Raw genomic sequence first — 14,119 nt, 5'->3', positions numbered from 1 at the left:
CTAAATTCAACATAATTTTGATTTTATTTTATTAATTGATGAAGCCCATGGAGTTTTTCCATGGGCCTTTTCACTATCAAGAGGATAAATAAAAATTTAGAATATAAGTAGTTTACATATTTTCAATGTTTGCCACTAACGTGTAGTACCCACCTTTTACTCCTTCAATTAAGTGTTTAATCTTGTTTAGGTGTTCAGAGAAGTCATTTTTTCCTAACCAATTTTTATGATATTCAATACTCTCAAAAGTAGTCATCATAATTGCCTTTTTATTATCAATAGAACGATGTCAACGACTGCTAATCCAACCAGGAATACCTTTTCTCTTAAAGTTAAGTAGTTCTTCAGCTTGGATAGCAACTAGTTCATCTAATTTACCTGGTTTGGCAGTGAATACATTAATCCACACTATGGCTTTACTAGATTCCATCTAAATAATCTCCTTAAAATAAAAATCGCCTTTCCAACATGGAATAACATAGATATCCGGAAAGTTGATACTGAAATCTAGGGTGTTCATAAATACTTCGTCTGTACTTCTAGATTCGTGTTACTTTCATTTTAATGGTGTTTCAAGCCCTTGACTTGATAGTGATGCGTATTCCTATGAAAGCTAATATACAAATAACATCAATAAACTTGTAACAATCCCGACCCAAATGCAGAGAATGAAACAATAACCCATGATATCTTTAATTTTCAATCCCAGCACTCCTAAAAGAGGTAGTGCCCAGAACGGCTGAATCAAATTTGTCCATGCGTCCCCCCAGCCTACCGCCATAGCGATAGTAGCCGGATCTACACCTAACTTCAACCCTGCCGGAACCTGTAGTGGCCCTTGCAAAGCCCATTGCCCCCCGCCAGATGGCGCCAATAAGTTCACCAATCCCGCTGACCAATATGTAAATATATCAAATGTATCCTTTGACGCAATGGATGCCATCCATTCAATGATTGTGCTTCCCAATCCTGAACTACCTAAAACAGCGATAATCCCCGCATAAAACGGAAACTGTAGGATAATTGGAGAGATGGATTGCGCAGATTCTTTGAATCCTTGTGCAAAGTTGCCAAGAGAACCATGCAGGAGCAAACCAAGTGATAAGAAAAACAAATTAATAATATTTAAATCTAAACTATGACCGTTCATGAATTCATAAACACAATACAACGTGCCGATTGCACCTAATACTATTCCTAGAACCGGTGTCCATTCCAGCTTTTCCGCAGTAGTTAAATTCTTTTGAGGAGGTTTTACAAAAGAATGTGTATCTGTTTCGAGTGCTTTATACCTGATAATCCCGCTTTTTGGAGCCATAAGTACAATAATAATTGGCATCGTGATGAATAGAGTGAAAAAAATAATTAGAGTAGAGTAACTAAAGATTGTTTGTGAGGTAGGAATAATTCCAATCATATCTACAAGAAAATGATCCTTTGTGGCAATTGTCAAGCCAATAGAACTAGAGAGACCTGCGCTATATAAGGCTGTCGGAGCATAAGCAGCTGCTACAAGTAATGGAAAATGTGCATTCGGATTCTTTTTCGCTACTTCCTTCGCAATGATCGCTCCCACAACTACCGCTAATCCCCAATTGATATAGTATGCAATCGCACTGATTAAAAATGTCATCGTATAAGCCTTTTGAGGTGTATCGGCTAACTTTGCAACTGACTGCAAGCCTCTATTAACAAACGGGACAGAAGCTAACGTCATCCCTGTAACCATTAGCAATACCATTTGCATTGTAAACGTTAAATAAGTCCAAAACCCATCCCCCCAGGATTTTACGATTTTGTACGGATTTGAGGGATTCATCAACAAAGCTATAATGAAAGTAAATAAAGTGAGCAGCACAGCAATAACAAAGGCATCCGGGACATATTTCTGAGACCATCTCGAAAATACATTTGCACACCGTGTAAGCAATGATTCTTTCTTTCCTGGATCTGTATTTGTCTCCAATAAGGAATGTTTCATAAATATTCTCCTTTCCAAATTTCCATAAAGTAAATATGAATAACATTCCACAAAAGAAAATAAAATCCTTTTGCACTTGCAAATCCTCCCCCAACTAGACTTAAGGAAACTTTTTATCTTTAGCTACTATTTACACCTCATAATTTACTTCTATATTTATACTAGAATAATTTAATTTATATACATTTTTTATACATTCCTTATGTATTCCTGTCCTATAATCTTAAATATTCTTTATGTTTAAATGTAAGTGAAATTATATTTTCACCCCTTCATCATGACCATAATTATCCAAACTTAATGTTTACCTTATAATTCTTCAACTTTTCCCCTAGTTAACTATTAATTTTCACACTAGTAATATCGATATACAAGGAGGATCGCTGGTTCTGGTGTACACAACGACAGTATTTTTTTGCACCAGAAGCTCCTTTTCCATACCGATCACACACTTTTTTTAGAATAATACTATCAGTATGTCCAAGTTTAAGAGATTACTTGCAATTATCTTGAAGTTTTTGCACCAGAACCTTGAACAGTCTATGTAGGTTTCTATGTCTCTATCAAATGATTTTTGCACCAGAACCCCCCTGAGCTTCTTATTAAATCTGAGTCTTGTGAACTCACAATAAAGAAAGCACCAATGGATTGGACAAAATTTTATTATCAAGGTAAAGAAATAGTAAGGTGGAGAATGAAGACATCAGAATGGTTTAAAACATACTTAGAGATAGAAGAGGATTCTCCTATACAAGAACCAGAATTTTTTACGAGTATTGCACAAAGTCTGTTTTATGTCGGTGAATAACTAACTTCCTACAACGATAATTATGTAAATGAGCTGTCCATATCGATGGCTTATTTTATTTTTTGCCTAACGTGGGTTTTTCCGAAATGCTGGCGGTACCCCATCGCTATCAAGCTAAGAAAATACAACTCTCCCAGAACGAGATTTTGTCCTAATTTGTAATAAAAAAGCTCATTTTTTCGTTTTGGGGTGGATTTGTTTTCTTAAGTTTATGGGCATGCGTCGTACCCCATAAAGGGAAAAAGAATTAATTTTCGAATATTTAACTATAATATACTAAATTTAGGAGGAGCTTATGAAAAGGATTTTATTGAAAAAAGCATTTTCCGCGTTATTATTGACCACAGTTTTAACATTCTCATTTTCTACTGCTGCATTTGGAGAATCCGGAACTACCCAATCACTTAAAATGAACAATGTTCTTGAAAGGGTTGTGACGGTTGAAACAAAGGGTGAATTTGATCATGAAGAGACCCAAAATATGGTTGGTCGTCTCTGGAGCATCCCAACTAATATATTGATCACCATGCATAAACAGGGAGTTCAGGTTAAACTGATTAATTTCCCTCTTACTGATTTGCCGGAGTATGAATATTTAAGGGGAACCGTCCCAAGGGGATGGGAACATACTCCATATACGTGGGATGATGTGCCAGGTGCAGGTGGGCAAACAGTTGTTGCTCGAATCGGTTACAGCTATAAAAAGATGCATAATTCTGTAAGCCTTGAGCTGCATGAAACAGCCCATTCCATTGATCGTTATGTATTTGACAATATTAGTTATTCGGATAAGTTTACTAAAATTCACGCTTTGGAGCATGATGATTTTAATGACAATCCATATTTCGATTACAAGGAAGAATATTTCGCCGAAGCCTTTGCCTATTTTTATGCTGGTCCAGACACGAAGGCTGAGTTAGAAGAAAAAGCTCCATTAACTTATAAATTTATTAATGAGTTGCAGCGGAATATCCCATCGAAAAAGCATTCAAATAAGTAGAATTATAGAATTTTTCCATAATCATGGGATTCCTAAGTTATAGAAACGGAATTCAAAAAGGAGTACGGCAAGAATTCCTTCTTTTTTGAGCCACTTAAAGAAAAGTCTTTTTATCCATTTAACGCTTGCTAGGTGTCAATATTTGTACGAAAAAAGCTGTGATCAGTGATTTTTACTTGATAAAATAATTTATTTATGCTATAATTATTTTTTATAATTTCAAGGTATATAATAGGATTTTCCTGGCCAGGGGAATCCTATTTTTTTGTTCTAAAAGGGGGCACGCTCCATCGCTATCAAGCTAAGAGATTCAAATACCCCCAAGAATTGACATCTTCATGTGAAAATGTACATTTTTTTGTTTTGGGGTGTTATAAAATTCTTAAGTTGATAGCGATGGGGTAGTACCACATCACCAACATTTTTGAAAAAAAACACGCTAGTCAAAAGTAAAATAATATCAAAAAAAGAGGACAAATCTCATAATAACAGGGTTTGTCCTCTTATTCTCCACCCTTTTCCTCTTTCTGATTTTAGAAGGGTTTTATGTTCTCTAAGTGTGCGTAACCATAGGGCTCTTTTTCCTATTTGATAGGAAAAATTAGTTCATTATTTCCATAAACTCCAACAAATCGTCTAAAACCTCTTGTTGGTTCTGCCATAGTTCAGGCAAGTTATCTAAGGGGAAAAATTTTAGCTGTAAGCTTTCTTCGTTATTAGTATGTAATGTTCCATGAAAATCTCTACAAATATAAGTCAATTTCACTAAGGCAACTTGATCACCGTTAGATAGTGCTCGTTCGTATTTTTTTCCAGAATACACATTAAAGAATTCAAGTTTCCCTAATTTCAAACCAGTTTCTTCAAACACTTCTCTCCTTGCTGTATCTTCAACTGTCTCACCAAATTCCATAAATCCGCCAGGGTGTCCCCACTTTCCATTATCAGATCGTAATTGCAGAAGCACTTCATTCTTTTCATTCAATACAAAACAACCTGCGACCACCATAATTACTTTTTCATGTCCAACCATATTTCTTAAATAACTAATATAATCCATGTATTTCAGCTCCAATATGAATTTACATTCATTATAAATAATTTCATAGAAATTTTTTTTGTCTCATTGCAGTACCGATTATAAGAAACCGCATTTCATAAAATATAATATATTCCATCTTATCCCTCCATTACCCTAATTGTACCATCAGCATAAGTAGTCAATAATGAATAGAAATCTCATTATGGGGGATTTTGATTCTTTAAGTTGATGGCGATGTGGTACTACCCCTAATATAAATAAGTGGAACTTTTTTATTTCTCTAATTTGGCGTTTCTAATCATTTACTCCAGTGTTACTTTATTCAATCACAATAATATATTAAAAATTTGTGATACCTTACATTGTTAACATAATATTTTTATCGTCCCTTTATGTTGATACCTACGCCTTAAGGAATACGGACACGATTCTGGGTATGAAGGGGCACTCTAGGCAAATGTTCAAAGTAATTCTATAAAATTCATTAATGATTTTGATACGTTTCCTTCAAAAAACTTACAGATTGTTTGATTAGCGCTTTTAGAACATTACTATCAATGTCTGCCATTTTATTAATATAAATACACGATTTTCCAGAGCTGTATTTTCCAAAGCTTTTTAATAGTTCCTCTCTCTTAGGATCACCAGCTGCAAAATATAAACTAATTTTAGCCTTTCTTGGGGAAAAGCCTACTAATGGAGCATTTCCCTCATGACCAGATGCATACTTATAATGGTATGTTCCAAAGCCGATAATGCTTGGTCCCCACATTTTTGCTGTATAGCCTGTTGTTTCAGTAAATATATCTAATAATTGATATGCGTTTTCTCGTTTTTTAAGATTTTCAACACTTTCAATAAATTCAATTACACTATTGTTAGTTTCTTTTGTTTTAAGTTTGTACATTTTAAAATCACTCCTTTTTAGATATTGTTTTCATAACATATATAATTATAATATAGGGCTCATCATACAAGTCTCTCAACTTTAAAATGCTAACTGCTGCCTTTTTTACCTTTCTGTCCATTATGGGGAATAAAGATAATTGAATCACTTAGAATCCCCGTATTACTGAATTTTTCTTATTAATATAAAATACGGTACGTGAAATTTATTTAGAATAGGAAATTATGATTTCAAAGTTCGTATAAAAACTGAAAGTAAACTTTTAAATATTGACTGCATCCAAATTCCCCTGATATTCTCAAAATCAACAATAAAAGTATAGATTCAAAACCCTAGAAATAAAGAGATGTAGAAACTCATGAACAAAAAAAAGGTTCATGATAGGCTATTTATATAGCTGGAATTATCGAAAGTTACTTTACTAAAACACCCGTTAGCCAATCATGAAGCCATTCCTCTCCACAGAAAATGAAAGAAAATATCGTTCTTACATGGTAGTAAAAATGAGTACCAACATTCTCCTTTAACTTAACCTAAATAAAAAAGAGAAGAAAACAACGTTCCCTCTCCATAGCTTTCTTTATTAGTGTCAGTAATATATTCTAATAAAATGCAGTTTACTACTCCTTAAAATAAAAATCCTTTGTTTTTACAAATAATACTCAAACATTTTTGCAACCTTTTCTTTCATTTTTTCTTTTATAGATAATTGATTGACGTCAGAGGATGTTACTCGTTTTGAATTTTGTAAGTCTGCATTAATCACTGGTTTTATTTTCGAAATATAGGCAGGATCGTGAATATAACAGTTCATTTCTTCATTTAAATGAAACGAGCGCGAATCAAAATTCACCGTCCCAACCATCAATACTTTTTCATCAATCAAAAATACTTTACCGTGTAACACCCCCTTTTTATAACCATATACTTCCATCCCCTGTTTTAATGCTTTTCGGATATATGGATACGCTGCTTCTTTAACTAACAGTGCATCCGAATGAGGGGAGAACAGAATTTTGACATGGACTCCCCTCTTTCTTGCATCCACTAATGAGTTCCAAATAGTTCTATCTTTGGGTATAAAATAAGGTGTTAATATAATGATGGATTCTTTTGCTTGTTGAAACAGCATAGCATAATCTTGCCCAAGTTCTTCTCCACTATAATATGCAGTAAATCGATGCGAGGTTGCTCCCTTTTCCTTTATCGCACTGTGTATCGGAATCGGTTCCTCTGAGTTTTTCTTCCAGTCTAACACAAATTGGTGTTCTAGATCTTGAACACCTTCTCCTCGTATTTGAAGGTGATAATCTCTCCAGTAACCAAGTTTTTCTTTTTCTCCTAAATACTTTTTGCCAATGTTAAATCCACCAATGTACCCAATTTTTCCATCAATAACTGAAATACGGCGATGATTCCGATGATCCAAAGTAGAAGCAAGATATGGGAAATCAGGCTTATTATAATACGTAAAATGCACTCCTCTTTTAACTAATAGTTCTCTTTCCCTCTTCTTTAGTAAAACTCCACCTAGCCTGTCCACTGCATAGTATACTTCTACACCTTCCTGACTTTTTTGCCTCAATAACTCTAGAAACTGATGACTTACTTTATCATCAGCAATAGAGAAAAAATTAATATGTACGTAATGTTTTGCTTTCTTTATATCTGAGAATAATTGATTGTTTAACTGTTTCCCATCTGTATACATAGTAATATCACTTTGACGAATAGGGTATTGGCTAGGCTGCTGGTCAAATCTCCCACTTTTTTCAGCTATTGTTCTGTCGATTTCACCCCAAACAAGCAAAACAAAACATCCGCCAATAAATACAAAGAGGAGTGATCGGAAAATTTTCCCTATCTTTTTCAGCATATTTAATCTCCTTTATATATTATCGTTCTTTTTCTGTTAGTTTTTGTTATCGGGACAAAACTATTCTATATCCATCCATGAAGCTAATCTTTACCATAGAATATGTAGGTCAATTACTTTCTTACATGGTAGATTTTTCTTGTAAATATTCTATTCAAGTTAACATAAAACCACTTAACGGTATTCCATGTATCTATTGACTAAAAAACTCCTCCTACAAATAATTAACTGTAAAATTTCTTATTCACATAACTCTAATTTAGGGTTATTATTTCCGATAACCCTAAAATTGGAAATCGTACTATGATAACAAAATAGGCATTCTATATTTTGAAATACATTTACAAGGAGGAAATATTACATGACAGTAAGCACTAAACTTAAACAAACTATCGCTGGATTAAAGGGTGCTCAAGCATGCCTAGAAGGATTTGTTCTTGATACTGATAACCAGCAAGCAAAACAATTATATAAAGGTGCAGCACAACAAACTCAAGAAATTATTGAATCTTTAAATCCTCGTCTTCAGCTAATTGAACAAGAAGAGCCTCAGTACAAGTAATAACATATTACCTTTCATATAGAATATCGGCACATGGAAGAGTGCTCAGCTTAGATAACGGTTATCAAAATGATGATTACAATTAAATGGGCTCACCACATCACTATCAAGATAAGAAACACAAGTATCCCAAAACGAAGAAAATGAGTTAAATTCTCATAAATAACTGCAAAATAATAAAATTTTCGTTTTGGGGACACTTAAAAATATTAGCTTGATGGACATGTGGAGGTATCCCGATTAAGAGAATATATCATTCCTGGATTAGTAAATTATGAAATGGTGATACTAATAAATATTGAACGTAGATGACAAAGGAATGAGAATATGATTTTTATTTACACTGATTATGGCGGAACACATACAACCTCACTAGCTGCAGCATATCATTTAAACAAACTACCAACTGATCGGAAATTAACGAGAGAAGAAATTTTAAATGTGGACTATTTCAATAAACTTAAAACTTCTGATATGGGGAAAATTATTTTTCATGGCCGAGATGAGGGAGGTAATCCTGTTTATACTGTAGGGTGCGGGGCATCAAAAGTTGTGGTACCATCTATGAAAAATCTAGGCGAAATTCTTCAACATCAATATCAAAACAACGAAAAAATCATTTTTTCAAATACGTCACCAACTGTTCCACTTCCCATGACGTTTGGTGGTTTATTCTCTAGAAGATTACATATTGATTTTATCGGTGTTCCATTACTTGTATGGGGTGCAAAGATTTGTTGTGACAATATACAAAGACTGGTGGATTATACAAAAGAAGGTGGTAGACTAACAAACGATTATGTTGTTATATTAGATAATAAGACTTTCAAATGAAAAAGCAGGATACATTGCTTTTATTAAAAGTCAAGATTATGATGAAATGATTTGATAGTAAAGAAGTAATAAATAATGTCGCACATTATATAATGGTAAAATAAAAGGATAGATCAAAGCAGAACTTTATCAGCTTTATCTATCCTTTTTGTAATATACATGTTTTCATTTGCTACAACAACTTAAAATTTACTACGATAAAATAAGAATTCGTTATTCATCAAAAGCGCCCGATTGTTGAATATTAAAGAATTCCAAAATAGTTACTCTATTAGTTGCTAAAGTCCCCGTTAGTACAAATAAAAAGGTTCACTTGTAACCAAATGTTACTATTATGACCCAAAATTACTAGAACTCATAAATAATAACCTAAAGAATTAATTAAAGTATAATACATTTATTAAGCAAAAAAATCACATCTTTTTATCATTATTTTATTATCAATTACTTTTTCAAAATAACCAAACTTGATTCGTACGATCCTTACGTTATTGAATCATGATTCCTCTTTTAGTAATAACATAATTCTCTGGTAAGCAATTTATGCCTGGATGATTTTCGCAACGTGAAAAAAGCTCTTTTAAATCTCGTTGAAAATCACTACGTGGACGCTTTGGTTCTGCAATTCCCCATTTATCCATGCACTCTAGAATCAAAGATTGAGCCTCCGGGTATATCCTTGCAGTTTCAAGAAGACAGCCGACCGCCACTGAGCGGGTAGGTTCCTCATATCTTTTCTTCAGTTTACCAACACAGCTTGTAGTCATATGCCAAAGCCATACGTGGTAAGTTAGATTACTATCAGGGATAGGTGTATCAAAGAATCCCCTGCGAATGCATGCCCATAAAGCTAGTATACTATTATTAGTGAGAGTAGAAGATCCTTGGTTATTAACATTGGTGACAAGTGAACTTATATGATTGGATATATTAATGCCTCTTTCAGCCAATCTCCGCCATATACTGCAAATGAACTCTTTTGTCGGTATATCATTTCTATAATAATCCGATAACACTAGCTCTACTACTTCCGGTGGCAACGAAACGTTTAAGGAAATTAATTCATCCAACATTACAGCTGCCCGGTACTGAACATATCGTTCAGAATCTAATTTATCTCGTTCCTCTTTGTCAATATACAATAATCGTGCGATTTGCGTAACGTATGGCTGCAGATCAGCGTCCCTACTCAGACTTTCATAAGCCACTTCTAATAAATCAGCAATTAATTCAGGGTTGTTCATTTGAGTGTAAACACCCTTATCATGCTTGTCATGACATAAGCTCTCGATATAGTTAACTATCCAATTTGCAGCTTTCGACGTTTCACCAGATGACAATATAAAATCAGCAAGGCTAGTCTTCATACTTTGGCGTTGAATAGATTCCCCAGAAACAAATTGCTGCAGCTTATCCAAAATAATATCATCTTTTAACATATCGAATACAGATCCCCCTTCACTGACCAGTAAAATTAGTTTTTTCAGATACTAAACTTATCGCTAGTCTCTCCATCCCTACACATTTTACCTTATTTTAGTAATTATTGATAGAACAACTAAATAGTAACACATATTGGAACAGTCCTGCCAAACAACCCCATGAGGGATAGCACATCACCCAATGTTTAATTAAGACACTCCCTTGCTAAAACGTCAGTTCTTTTTCGCCAACAATCTGAAAAGATACCATTTTTCTTTCAAACTTTGGTTGATGAGGTTTTTGATGTTTTTTCACATTAAATGTATGTAGATTTAGCCGAAGACTAGTTTGACAAACAGAGACAGCAATCAATTATTCGACATTCATTCCGAAGATTACAAAGTCTTGGATACACAGTTACGTCGCAAGAACCTGAAGCTTCTTAATCTAGTCAACTATAATAATTGATCAATGAATTAGACGCTTTCTTTTTAAAAAAATTGACTGAGCTTCGTCTATTTTAGTTTTGCCTTTTTCCTTTAATTACAGAAGTTTATTTTCATGTTAGTTTAGATACATTACTTCACAAACCTAATTGGATTTCAGCATGAATATCCAATTATTTCTTATTGAGTGCTATTCCATAAAATGGCCCAATTGTTGAATAAACCTTAGATTTTTAAACAACTTTATTATGTTTTAAACGACTTTATTGTAAATTAAATGTAGTGTAGTGCTTTGGAAATAAACTATAATCACCAAACATAGACAAAATCCCTGATTTCGATCAAAAACAGGGATTTTGGGCATTTTAATGGACTTAGGGGAAATGAATAAACTAATGTTGCTTATTCGAGAAAAGCACCCATTACTTAAAGAAGAAGATCATGTTGATATTTCTATCTAATACTTTACTAAGATTTTTAATGGGTTAATTTTCCTTTTGCTTAAATCTTCAAAGCATTGAATCAGTTCTTGTTTCGATATTTTCAACTCAAATATTTTATGTAATTGGGAACCTTTCCGTTTTATGTTCTCAAAATACCATTCCGAGTGTTTTTTGTAATCCCAACCGTCACTTGAACCTACGATTTTTAATTCTTTCTCATAAAACTCTGATTGTAATTCAAACTGTTCTTTATTTCCGTCCGATAGTATACAAATTTCACCGTTTACCAACAGTGATTTCTGAAGTAATTTAAAAGCATCATTGCGTGCTGAACACTCTAAACCATATTTATAGAAATTTCTTGGACATTCAGACTCATCATTAAAAACATTGTTTGCTCCTAAAAGTTTAGCTAATTCACCCCTTGATGCATTTGGTTCTAATACATCAATATGATGAACTTTCATATATTCCTTTAAAAAATAAAAAGTTAAAAGTCCCATAGTTCCCATACCTGTAACCAATACTTTATCAGTTTCTTTTGGACTGAGTTTTAGAACACCTTTTGCTGAGTCGCAGGACAGAATGGTTAGTAAGGCATCAGAATGGTTTATACCTTTTGGAACAGGTATAGCTTTATGCGCTTTAATTACTCCATAATCCTTATGCCCATAAAATGCTACTACTCTGTCCCCATTTTTAAAAGACTTCACTTCATTTCCTATCCCTATGATTTCACCGTAGCTTTCGTATCCCGTTTCTTTAGGGTAATTTGGTGATTTTTCAGTAAAATCACTTTCCATATACTGTGGCAATTCTGCTCCAATACTAATCGCTCCTGCAATAGTTTTTATTAAGACTTCATCTTTTTTTAGAGGAGGTAGAATATGTCGTGTCCATTTAAGTTCTTCTTTTCCATACAAAACGAGAGAATATTGTTCCATAACATTAACCACCCTTAAAACTAATTTAAGTCTTCTTAAATTAATCTGCTGCATTAATTCAATAATACAGGACCTTGCTTTTCTTCTAATTCATATACTTCATCCCAATCAATCCCACAAGCCGCCGCATGTATTTTAGGATCATATTTCTGGCTACTTTTTAATACCGTATAGATTAAATTTGCAATTTTACCACAAAGGTGACCGATTGCCTTTTTCTTTATCATTCCTTCTTCCACTTTACGATCATAATATGCTTTAAAAACCGTAGGCTTTCGTTTTCCATTTGCTAACATCATCATAGACATCTGATAAAGTACCCGACGTGCATCTCGAACACCACTATATGTTTGTTTAGTCGAGCGTACAGAAGTTCCAGATTGCGAATTTTCGGCTGATACACCAAGGTATTTCTTAAATTCTTTGTATGTATTAAATCGGTCTATATCACCTATAACACCGATTAGAGTACAAGCAATATTTTCACTTACAAACGGAAAAGAAAGAAGTAACTCCGTATATGGATGTGGTTCAATTTCTTTTTCAGGGTCTCCTCTAAGAAGAGAATGGATTTCTACATCGATAAGCTGAATGCTTTCTTCAAGCCGCAAGGCTTCTTCAATTACCCATTTCTGCCTTCCTACTAGATGTTCTACGGGTACAGCCACTGTATGGGGCATAATTTCAGATAGTGTTTTAGCAGCCTTTTTCGCTACATTCTTAGCTCCTGCCTTAGAAATTGCCTTATACAGTTCATCTTCAGATGAATTCTTCATGTGAAGACCCGTAGGATATTCTAATACTAATTTCATTACCGAAGAAGTACCCAATTTTTTAAATGCTTTATTTAAGTCTGGATGTGTTACTTTTAATAATTGTTGAACTTGATTTTTTCTTCGAGTTAACTGAACGTTTAAATACCATCGATCTCGCATGACCGTTCGAAATAGGGATTGTAAGACAGTTTGAGGTTTTATTAAAGTAACTCCCTGCATATGGGGATGGAGCTGTTTATGCCATCCCATATAGGACATTACTTTGGCATCCATTGAATCGGATTTCTCTGAGATACCTAAATTATTCTTACGAAATTCACCAACTGCTTTATTCTCTACTTGAAAGAGTTGATATTCTTCATTCAATAACACTTGCTGAACTAAATAGGAATAATGTCCACCAGTAGGTTCTAGAAGGATTAGGAAATCATCCCTGGTGATATTAAATTGTTCTTCTATTTGTTTTAAAGCCTTTAAAAATTCTGCGATTCCTGCGCTATCAGAATTAAATTTCATCGTTTTTGTTCGTTTCCAGGCAATTCCTTTAGGGTCTAAAAAAGCATCAAATTTAATACACGAAGCTACATGAAAGCTAGCTCCAATATCTATACCAACATAAAACTGATAAAACTTACGAATATCTTGACCTTTATCATCCGAATGATTCCCATAACTAAAAGGAGTAATCGTATTTTCCATGATTTCCTCTCCGAACAGTAAGCAGTATGACTATATCTGACCATCCAAGTTTCTGTTAGAGCTTAGGCCCAATGTAGCATGTTAGGATTATATCGCCAGATATTTAATCTCAGATTTAACAAAAGAGTCTAGACTCACTAGCTCCATACACTTTTAGAGTTTCAACTGCACACTATTCACTATATTTATTTTAAACTCTCTCTATATAGTCTATTAAACAGGAGTATTCGACGTTATCCATAATATTCCTTTTGAAATAATAAAAAAACCTGTCGAAATTGACAGGTAATCCGTTGTTTTATATTTAATTTAATGTGCAGTGCCATCTTTCTAATTGAATGGAGTGCCTCACATCAATATTAGAGGTCTATGAACAATA

At 33.7% G+C, this 14,119-nt stretch carries 11 protein-coding genes and 1 pseudogene; 4 read left to right on the top strand and 8 right to left on the bottom strand.

Annotation, left to right across the window (positions count from 1 at the left end; genetic code table 11):
* Window positions 1-289 precede the first annotated feature (289 nt).
* A complete protein-coding gene (locus tag MHI07_RS27005) occupies window positions 290-430 on the bottom strand; it encodes a hypothetical protein (protein ID WP_340827017.1) in 141 nt (46 codons plus the stop codon).
* A gap of 183 nt (window positions 431-613) precedes the next feature.
* Window positions 614-1,981 carry a short-chain fatty acid transporter gene (locus MHI07_RS27000; protein WP_215582772.1) on the bottom strand — a complete coding sequence of 456 codons (1,368 nt, stop codon included), beginning with the start codon at window positions 1,979-1,981 and terminating at the stop codon, window positions 614-616.
* 589 nt (window positions 1,982-2,570) lie between these two features.
* Between MHI07_RS27000 and MHI07_RS26995 the strand changes: the two are divergent.
* Both MHI07_RS26995 and MHI07_RS26990 read left to right on the top strand, forming a co-directional pair.
* A pseudogene (locus MHI07_RS26995) lies at window positions 2,571-2,789 on the top strand (tubby C-terminal domain-like protein); the annotation flags it as partial.
* 295 nt (window positions 2,790-3,084) lie between these two features.
* Complete coding sequence (locus MHI07_RS26990; protein WP_215582771.1) at window positions 3,085-3,789, top strand: anthrax toxin lethal factor-related metalloendopeptidase; 705 nt, start codon at window positions 3,085-3,087, stop codon at window positions 3,787-3,789.
* A 601-nt stretch (window positions 3,790-4,390) separates the two neighbouring features.
* On the opposite strand, the gene MHI07_RS26985 is transcribed toward MHI07_RS26990, so the two are convergent.
* The 3 genes from MHI07_RS26985 to MHI07_RS26975 form a co-directional block, all read right to left on the bottom strand.
* On the bottom strand, window positions 4,391-4,849 hold the full coding sequence (locus tag MHI07_RS26985; protein ID WP_215582770.1) for an NUDIX hydrolase: 459 nt from the start codon (window positions 4,847-4,849) through the stop codon (window positions 4,391-4,393).
* 466 nt (window positions 4,850-5,315) lie between these two features.
* Complete coding sequence (locus MHI07_RS26980) at window positions 5,316-5,738, bottom strand: DUF1801 domain-containing protein (protein ID WP_215582769.1); 423 nt, start codon at window positions 5,736-5,738, stop codon at window positions 5,316-5,318.
* A 649-nt stretch (window positions 5,739-6,387) separates the two neighbouring features.
* Entirely contained in the window at window positions 6,388-7,614 is a 1,227-nt protein-coding gene (locus MHI07_RS26975; RefSeq protein WP_215582768.1) for a phospholipase D-like domain-containing protein, read from the bottom strand.
* 361 nt (window positions 7,615-7,975) lie between these two features.
* On the opposite strand from MHI07_RS26975, the gene MHI07_RS26970 reads away from it, so the two are divergent.
* Together MHI07_RS26970 and MHI07_RS26965 are read left to right on the top strand one after the other, a co-directional pair.
* Complete coding sequence (locus MHI07_RS26970; protein ID WP_002162205.1) at window positions 7,976-8,176, top strand: DUF1657 domain-containing protein; 201 nt, start codon at window positions 7,976-7,978, stop codon at window positions 8,174-8,176.
* 327 nt (window positions 8,177-8,503) lie between these two features.
* Window positions 8,504-9,010 (top strand): DUF3189 family protein, encoded by a 507-nt coding sequence (locus tag MHI07_RS26965; protein WP_340827015.1) that lies wholly within the window; start codon window positions 8,504-8,506, stop codon window positions 9,008-9,010.
* 488 nt (window positions 9,011-9,498) lie between these two features.
* Here the strand turns inward: MHI07_RS26965 and MHI07_RS26960 are convergent, their stop codons facing one another.
* The 3 genes from MHI07_RS26960 to MHI07_RS26950 form a co-directional block, all read right to left on the bottom strand.
* Complete coding sequence (locus MHI07_RS26960; protein WP_215582767.1) at window positions 9,499-10,449, bottom strand: hypothetical protein; 951 nt, start codon at window positions 10,447-10,449, stop codon at window positions 9,499-9,501.
* Window positions 10,450-11,335: 886 nt separating this feature from the next.
* Window positions 11,336-12,265, bottom strand: a complete 930-nt coding sequence (locus tag MHI07_RS26955; RefSeq protein ID WP_201038296.1) for an alcohol dehydrogenase catalytic domain-containing protein — start codon at window positions 12,263-12,265, stop codon at window positions 11,336-11,338.
* A 53-nt stretch (window positions 12,266-12,318) separates the two neighbouring features.
* Window positions 12,319-13,740: an IS110 family transposase gene (locus MHI07_RS26950; RefSeq protein WP_215582766.1), complete on the bottom strand. Its 1,422-nt coding sequence runs from the start codon at window positions 13,738-13,740 to the stop codon at window positions 12,319-12,321.
* Between the last annotated feature and the right edge of the window lie 379 nt (window positions 13,741-14,119).

This window comes from Bacillus sp. FSL H8-0545 (genome assembly GCF_038006105.1).
GTDB classification, from domain to species: domain Bacteria; phylum Bacillota; class Bacilli; order Bacillales; family Bacillaceae_G; genus Bacillus_A; species Bacillus_A cereus_U.
This window is presented reverse-complemented; position numbering and strand designations above follow the sequence as displayed.

Bases quoted from the DNA above. Each gene is read 5' to 3' on its own strand.
- MHI07_RS27005 (WP_340827017.1), bottom strand. From the start codon at position 430: ATGGAATCTAGTAAAGCCATAGTGTGGATTAATGTATTCACTGCCAAA.
- MHI07_RS27000 (WP_215582772.1), bottom strand. From the start codon at position 1,981: ATGAAACATTCCTTATTGGAGACAAATACAGATCCAGGAAAGAAAGAA.
- MHI07_RS26990 (WP_215582771.1), top strand. From the start codon at position 3,085: ATGAAAAGGATTTTATTGAAAAAAGCATTTTCCGCGTTATTATTGACC.
- MHI07_RS26985 (WP_215582770.1), bottom strand. From the start codon at position 4,849: ATGGATTATATTAGTTATTTAAGAAATATGGTTGGACATGAAAAAGTA.
- MHI07_RS26980 (WP_215582769.1), bottom strand. From the start codon at position 5,738: ATGTACAAACTTAAAACAAAAGAAACTAACAATAGTGTAATTGAATTT.
- MHI07_RS26975 (WP_215582768.1), bottom strand. From the start codon at position 7,614: ATGCTGAAAAAGATAGGGAAAATTTTCCGATCACTCCTCTTTGTATTT.
- MHI07_RS26970 (WP_002162205.1), top strand. From the start codon at position 7,976: ATGACAGTAAGCACTAAACTTAAACAAACTATCGCTGGATTAAAGGGT.
- MHI07_RS26965 (WP_340827015.1), top strand. From the start codon at position 8,504: ATGATTTTTATTTACACTGATTATGGCGGAACACATACAACCTCACTA.
- MHI07_RS26960 (WP_215582767.1), bottom strand. From the start codon at position 10,449: ATGTTAAAAGATGATATTATTTTGGATAAGCTGCAGCAATTTGTTTCT.
- MHI07_RS26955 (WP_201038296.1), bottom strand. From the start codon at position 12,265: ATGGAACAATATTCTCTCGTTTTGTATGGAAAAGAAGAACTTAAATGG.
- MHI07_RS26950 (WP_215582766.1), bottom strand. From the start codon at position 13,740: ATGGAAAATACGATTACTCCTTTTAGTTATGGGAATCATTCGGATGAT.